Consider the following 6123-nt stretch of genomic DNA (forward strand, 5'->3'; position numbering starts at 1 on the left):
CGTACGCGGTGTGACGGGCCAAACGGTAAGTTGGTCCAGACCAACCGTCAATGGGGCCGGGGCGAACCGCTGCACGCGCGGTCCAGCCCGGCCCGGAACCCTGACCCGGGCGGGCCGCCTCGGCCCGGGGGACGGGCCTGCGGAGGCGGCTCTCCTCAGGGGACGGGGCCTATGGAGTCGGCCCTCCTCCGAGGGCGGGTCCTGCGGAGACGGTCCTCCCCAGGGGACGCCGACTGGGGAGGACCCGACTCGGGCGGACTCGACTGGGGAGGACCCGAGTGGGGAGGACCCGAGTGGGGAGGACCCGGCCGGGGCGGACCTGGCCCGGGGAGGGCTGTCCTCCGACCGTCAGTGACCGCCGCCCGAGGCGACGTCGAGACGCTTGGCGAAGGTCCTGCCGCCGTCCTTCGACTCGTAGACGCCGTCCTGAGTGGCCGCGATCAGACGCTTCGCGTCGATCGCGGTGAGCGCCTGGGGGGCTCCGCCGGGCACGGTCCCGGTCTCCTTCCAGCTCTTGCCCCCGTCCGCGCTGCGGCTCAGCTTCCCGGCCGGATCGACGCCGTACAGCGCGTCCTTCGCGGCCCAGGAGACGAAGGCGGTCACGGGCTGCGCGCCCTCGCCGAAGGTCCTGCCCCCGTCCGTGCTGCGGACGAGCCCGGATTCGGTGGTGGCGAGCACCGTGTCGGGGTCATCGGGGCTGACGGCGATGTCGAGCGCCGTCAGCTCGGCGCGCTTCTCCCACCGTTCGCCGTTCTCGCTGACGCGCAGCAGGCCGTTGGTGCTGTCGTAGCCGTAGATCGTGTCATGGGCGTATTCGAGCGAGTGGAAGTCGACCTCCCCGGTCAGCGACCGGTCCTTCCAGGACACGCCGGAGTCGGTGCTCTCTATGAGACCGAGATTGGCGGGCGCGTCCCGGCCGGGCGCGGGGTGGCCGCTGGCCAGGAACCGGCCCTTCCCGGCGATGGTGAAGCCCATGAAGTCGTCCTTGCGGTCGCCGACGAGCTGAGGGGCGCCCTTCTTGTCCGGGGTGTAGACGCCGTCATGCGTCGCCACATAGAGCTTTCCGTCCAGGGGGTCGATGCCGACGCCGTGGATATGGCTGATCCTGGCGCCGGACGAGTGTCCCGCGCCGTCCCCGCCTCCGTCACCTCCGTCGGATCCGTCGTTCGAGCAGGCGCTGAGAGCGAGGGTGAGGGTGAGGACGGCGGCGGACGCCGATATCAGGGAATGACGCTTCTTCATGGTGTCCTGATCAGAGGTGTGAGGGGGCTCGTGCCCCGCTGCCATGGGGTGGGGCCGCGTCCGGCGGCCGGGTGACCCGGCCGCCGGACGCGGGGAAGCCGGGCTCAGAGCCGCTTGAGGAGCCCGTCGAACCGGTCGATCTCGGCGGACTGGGTCCTGACCACGTCATCGGCGAGCTTCTTCGCCGTGGCGTTGCGGCCGTTCCGCTGCTCGTCCCGGGCCATGTCGACCGCGCCCTTGTGGTGGTCGATCATCAACTGGGCGAACCGCCGGTCGAACTTCTCGCCCTTGGCGGCTGCCAGCTCCTTCATGTCCTTCTCGGACATCATGCCGGACATGCCCGAGCCGTGGTCCATGCCTTCCATGCCTTCCGTGCCCTCCATGTCGTCCATGGAGTGACCCGATGCGGCCGATTCGGGCTTGCCCCAGGCCTTGAGCCAGGACTTCATCTTCCGGATCTCGGGGTCCTGGGCTTTCGCGATCTCCGCCGCGAGCTCGGCCACTTCGCTGTCCCCGGCGCGGCCGTCGGCCAGCGCGGACATCTCCAGCGCCTGCTCATGGTGCGGGATCATCATCTGCGCGAACATCACGTCCGCGTCGTTGAACGCGCCCGGCGCGGGGTTCTTCCCGCCCGCCGGGGCGCTCGCCGCGGTGGGCTTCTCCTTGTCGCCGTGGTCCATGCCGTCCATGCCGTCCGTGGCGCCGCCGCAGGCGGTGAGCGCCAGTCCGGCGGCGGCGACGGTGGCGACCAGGGCGATACGGCGGCGTGCCCGCGGCCCGCGCGCCGTGCTGGTGATAGCTGTCATGACAAACCTCGTGCTGTCGTGTTGCTGCGTGGTGAGGGCCGGACGGTGCGCGGGCAGCGTGGAGCGCCCGCGGTGGGTTCGGCTTAGATCCGCAGGACCGAGAGACGGCCGAGGTCGGGTATGAGAGGCGGGGGCCCACGGCGCAGTACGGCCAGGGCGCTCTCCGGCAGCGTCGCCGGCCGGCCCGTTCCACGCCTGAGCGCGACCCGCAGCAGCACGGCGAGGATCCAGGAGACGAGAACGGCCACACAGAGTGTGGTCATGTCCATCGCCATGTCCGGATCGTGTGCAGTCCCGGAGCCCTGTGCGCCGTGCGCGTCCACCGGGGCGGCGGCGTGCGAGGCGAGGCCGGTGTCCACGGGGGAGACGGGTGCGATGTCCGCCGGGGTGACGGTATGGGAGACGGGGGCGGTGTCAGCCGGGACGATGCCGGAGTCACCGCTCGCGGAGTGGCCCGCCGTACCGCCGGAGCCATGGCCGGTGGAGTGGGCCGCAGTGCCGGAGCCGCTGTCGGGGTGGCCCGTCGTGTGCATCGCGAAGACGCCCAGCGCGAGGACGACGAGCAGCAGATGCCCCCAGGCGCCGGCCGCTCGGACCCTTCCGCTCGCGCTCCGCACTCCGACCTCCGGACCCGACACTATCGCTTTCCGCTAATCTTCTTGGCACTGTACGGGAGGGAGGGGTGAGCATGCGGAACTGGCCGCCACGGCAGTGGGCGGTGGCGGTGCTCGTGGCCGCGGTCTCGGCGCTCGCGATCGGGGCGCCGACGGGTGTGGTGCCCACCGGTCTCTTCACCCGGATGACGCCGGTGCTCTGGTGGAACTACCCGGTATGGGCGGGCAGCTCGATCCTCATGGGCCTGCTGGCCGCGACGTACGCGGGCGGCGGCGCGCGGCAGGGATCCGCAGGGCCGCGCGGGGCGAGAGCGCTGGCGGCCGGGGCGCTCTCCGTCTTCGCCGTCGGCTGCCCGGTCTGCAACAAGCTCGTCGTGCTGGCGCTCGGCATGAGCGGGGCGATGTCGTACTGGGCCCCGGCGCAGCCGGTGCTGGCGCTGCTGTCGCTCGGACTGCTCGCGCACGCGCTGGTCCGGCGGCTGCGGACGGCCGCCGCCTGCTCCGTGCCGGGTCGGGAGGCGCCGGGCCCGGGGACCGCGCCGGCTGTGGACGGTTCGGCGGCTACCATGAACGGCCGCTGAAGCCGGGACGCCGAGGAACCGGCGGCGAGGGGGAGCGGACGTGCGACAGCTGGGCGAACTGGAAGCCGAGATCATGGACCGGCTGTGGACCTGGGGCCGTCCCGCCACGGCCCGCGAGATACGCGACGACCTCAACCGGAAGCGCCCGATCGCCTACAGCACGGTGAAGACCGTCGCCGAGATCCTCTTCGGCAAGGGCATGCTCGCCCGCGAGAAGGACGGCCGGGCCTGGCTCTACACAGCCGCCTGCACCCGTCAGCGGTACACCGCCGCCCGGATGGCAGACGCCCTCGAAGGCAGCCCCGACCCGGCCGGGGCGCTGCTGAGCTTCGTGGAGCAAATCTCGGCCGACGAGGTCCAGGCGCTGCGCTCGGCGCTCCGCGCCGCCAGGCGGCGGAGCGGCTCATGACCGCCGCCGCGGCGATGGCGGCGTACGCCCTGCTGGTCGGCGCAGTGGCGCCGTACGCCCTGGCGCGCGCCCGCTGGGCGCACCGGGCGCCCGGGATCGCCGTACTGGCCTGGCAGGGGCTCTCCCTCACCTTCGTCGTGGCCACCGTCCTCGGTGTGGGGCATCTGGCCTGCTCCGGGCAGGGAGTCCACCACGGGCTGCTCGGACTGCTCGGCGTCTGCGGGCCGGCCGGCCTGGCCGCCGTCCCCTTCCCGGCGACCCCCGCCGGCGCGGCATCGCTGCTGGCGCCCGCCACCGTCGCGCTGCTCCCGGTCGGCGCGCTCGTCCGCACGGTCCGGCGTGCCCGCCGCGAGCGGCGCGAGCACGCCGATCTGCTCAGGATGATCGGTTCCGAGGCCGTGGAGCACGGTGTGACGGTCGTGGAGCACGCCAGAGCGGCGGTGTACTGCCTGCCCGGCCGGGGCGGTCGCATCGTGGCGACCCGGGGCGCGCTCACCGCGCTGACGGAGGAGCAGTTCCGGGCCGTGCTGGAGCATGAGAGGGCCCATATGAGGGGACGGCACCATCTGCCGCGGATGGCGGCGCAGGGGTTCGCCGCGGCGTTTCCCTGGCTGCCGCTCGCCCGCCTCGCCCGGGAGCAGACGGCGCTGCTGTTGGAGATGGTCGCGGACGACCGGGCCCTGCGGTTCCACTCGCGCGACGCTTTGGCCACCGCCATGTGCGAGGTGGCGGCCGGGAGTGTGCCCCGGCCCGCGCTGGGGGCGGGGGGACCGGGCGCTCTGATCCGGCTCCGGCGCATTCTCTCCCCGCAGGGCGTACCGTCCCGGGCGGCCCGGCTCGGCCTGGTCGCCGCGTCGGCCGCCGCGCCCGCGCTGCCTCTGCTGCTGGCCTGCGGCTCCCTCTGATCCGGATACGGGGCCTGATCCGGATACGGGCACGGATACGGGGTCGGTCCGGCGGGCTGGGGCGGCCGGTGGCCCTCCCGCTTCCTGTGATCGCGCGTACGGCCGATCCGGGAGAGCCCCCGGTCGGCAGCTGCCGCGCGTCACACTACCCGCTAAGTCGCTTAGCGGATAGCGGCGGTCGACGGCCCCCGCCGGGGCGAATCCGGTGTAGGCGTCCCGGGTCCGAGGTACGAGAACTCCGGGGTGGGGGCCGGGTATGCCCGGCTCGCACGCGGTTCTGAGCGAGGGGTGGGGTATGAGCCGGATCGTGCTGGTCCATGGGATCGGTCAGGAACTGGAGTCGGCGGACGCTCTGGAGGCCGCATGGCTTCCCGCGCTCGCCGGCGGCATCCGGATCGCCGGGCATCCGGCCACGGCGGACCGGGTGTGGCGCGGCGCGCGGCCGGGGGAGGACGAGTACCGGATGGCGTTCTACGGTGATCTGTTCCGCGCCGCGGGGCAGATGGGCGGCGGCGCCGAGCGGGTCGCCGCCCTGACGCCGGAGCAGGAGGAGCTCGCCCAGGCGCTGGCACTGGAGTGGCTGCGGAGCGCGCGGGATCGCGCGCCGGGGCCGGAGGACCGCGCGGAGGCGGGCAGACGGCTGCGCGCGCTGGACGCGGCCGGGACCGGGCGGATGGGGCCCCGGGAGGCGGGGCGGCGACCGCTCAACGGGCTGGCGCGGCTGCGCTGGTTCGCCCCGGCGGGCATGCGGTTCGCCCAGACCTTCGCCGAGCGGGCGCTGGTGCAGGTGACCCGCTATCTGACCGAGGAACCGCTGCGCGAGGAGATACAGGGGCGGGTCGCCGCACTGGTGGGTACGGAGACGGTGGCGCTGGTGGGGCACTCGCTCGGCTCGGTGGTGGCGTTCCAGGCCGCCCACCGGCTGAAGCGGGAGCTGCCGCTGCTGCTGACGCTGGGCTCACCGCTGGGTCTGCGGACCGTGGTGTACGACAGGCTGCCCCAGCCCCGGGCGGTGCCGGCCACGACGCGGCGGTGGGTGAATCTGGCCGATCGCGACGATCTCGCCGCGGCCCTGCTCGATCTCGCCGAGCTCTTCGCCGACCCCTATGACGCCCTGGAATCGGACTGGACCGTCGACAACGGCGCTCAGCCCCACCGCGCCGAGTCCTATCTGCACACCCGGCAGGCCGGCTCGGCCCTGGCCGCCGTCCTCGGCTGACGGCGCGCGTGCCCCGTCGGTCCGCTCACTCCGGCTCCGGCTCCGGCCGTTCGCCTTCGGTCGCCGCTATCCGTTCCCGGAGGAGGCGGGTGCGTGGATGATCCTCGCCGTACACGCTCAGCCACCGGGGCATCAGCTCCCGCCACAGCGCCAGCGCGGCGAGGGGGTCGCCCGCCCGCTCCGTCCAGCGGGCGATGTTGTGGCGGGTCGTGAGCGTGGTCGGATGGTCCGGGCCGAGTGTCCCGGTCATATCGGGGAGGAGTGCGGTCAGCAGGTCGCGGGCGGTCGCCGCGTCTCCCGTCTTCCCGGTCCAGGCGGCGATGTTGTTGCGGATGACGAGTGTCTCG

At 73.4% G+C, this 6123-nt stretch carries 8 protein-coding genes; 4 read left to right on the plus strand and 4 right to left on the minus strand.

Annotated elements, in window-relative coordinates; all coding sequences use genetic code 11:
* Nucleotides 1-348: 348 nt before the first annotated feature.
* The 3 genes from FF041_RS35455 to FF041_RS35465 form a co-directional block, all read right to left on the minus strand.
* Nucleotides 349-1242 (minus strand): F510_1955 family glycosylhydrolase, encoded by an 894-nt coding sequence (locus FF041_RS35455; RefSeq protein ID WP_153526595.1) that lies wholly within the window; start codon nucleotides 1240-1242, stop codon nucleotides 349-351.
* A gap of 104 nt (nucleotides 1243-1346) precedes the next feature.
* Entirely contained in the window at nucleotides 1347-2048 is a 702-nt protein-coding gene (locus FF041_RS35460; RefSeq protein WP_153526597.1) for a DUF305 domain-containing protein, read from the minus strand.
* 83 nt (nucleotides 2049-2131) lie between these two features.
* Entirely contained in the window at nucleotides 2132-2665 is a 534-nt protein-coding gene (locus tag FF041_RS35465; protein WP_323393652.1) for a hypothetical protein, read from the minus strand.
* A gap of 71 nt (nucleotides 2666-2736) precedes the next feature.
* On the opposite strand from FF041_RS35465, the gene FF041_RS35470 reads away from it, so the two are divergent.
* The 4 genes from FF041_RS35470 to FF041_RS35485 all read left to right on the plus strand — a co-directional run bounded on the left by FF041_RS35470 (nucleotide 2737) and on the right by FF041_RS35485 (nucleotide 5776).
* Entirely contained in the window at nucleotides 2737-3243 is a 507-nt protein-coding gene (locus tag FF041_RS35470; RefSeq protein ID WP_228388876.1) for a hypothetical protein, read from the plus strand.
* Between the two features lie 40 nt (nucleotides 3244-3283).
* A complete protein-coding gene (locus tag FF041_RS35475; RefSeq protein ID WP_323393654.1) occupies nucleotides 3284-3652 on the plus strand; it encodes a BlaI/MecI/CopY family transcriptional regulator in 369 nt (122 codons plus the stop codon).
* Nucleotides 3649-4557 (plus strand): M56 family metallopeptidase, encoded by a 909-nt coding sequence (locus FF041_RS35480; RefSeq protein WP_153526599.1) that lies wholly within the window; start codon nucleotides 3649-3651, stop codon nucleotides 4555-4557. Before FF041_RS35475 ends, FF041_RS35480 begins: the two co-directional genes overlap by 4 nt.
* A 295-nt stretch (nucleotides 4558-4852) precedes the next feature.
* The gene (locus tag FF041_RS35485) at nucleotides 4853-5776 is read left to right on the plus strand and encodes a hypothetical protein (protein WP_153526601.1); all 924 of its coding nucleotides are present in this window, start codon (nucleotides 4853-4855) and stop codon (nucleotides 5774-5776) included.
* A gap of 25 nt (nucleotides 5777-5801) precedes the next feature.
* Here FF041_RS35485 and FF041_RS35490 read toward each other — a convergent pair.
* Nucleotides 5802-6123: tetratricopeptide repeat protein (locus FF041_RS35490; RefSeq protein ID WP_153526629.1), on the minus strand; the 322-nt coding region annotated here is incomplete at its 5' end.

Origin of the sequence: Streptomyces jumonjinensis (genome assembly GCF_009600885.1) — a bacterium.
Lineage (GTDB): Bacteria > Actinomycetota > Actinomycetes > Streptomycetales > Streptomycetaceae > Streptomyces > Streptomyces jumonjinensis.

Excerpts from the sequence above, each read along its gene's own strand:
- FF041_RS35455 (WP_153526595.1), bottom strand. The coding sequence starts at position 1,242 with ATGAAGAAGCGTCATTCCCTGATATCGGCGTCCGCCGCCGTCCTCACC.
- FF041_RS35460 (WP_153526597.1), bottom strand. The coding sequence starts at position 2,048 with ATGACAGCTATCACCAGCACGGCGCGCGGGCCGCGGGCACGCCGCCGT.
- FF041_RS35470 (WP_228388876.1), top strand. The coding sequence starts at position 2,737 with ATGCGGAACTGGCCGCCACGGCAGTGGGCGGTGGCGGTGCTCGTGGCC.
- FF041_RS35480 (WP_153526599.1), top strand. The coding sequence starts at position 3,649 with ATGACCGCCGCCGCGGCGATGGCGGCGTACGCCCTGCTGGTCGGCGCA.
- FF041_RS35485 (WP_153526601.1), top strand. The coding sequence starts at position 4,853 with ATGAGCCGGATCGTGCTGGTCCATGGGATCGGTCAGGAACTGGAGTCG.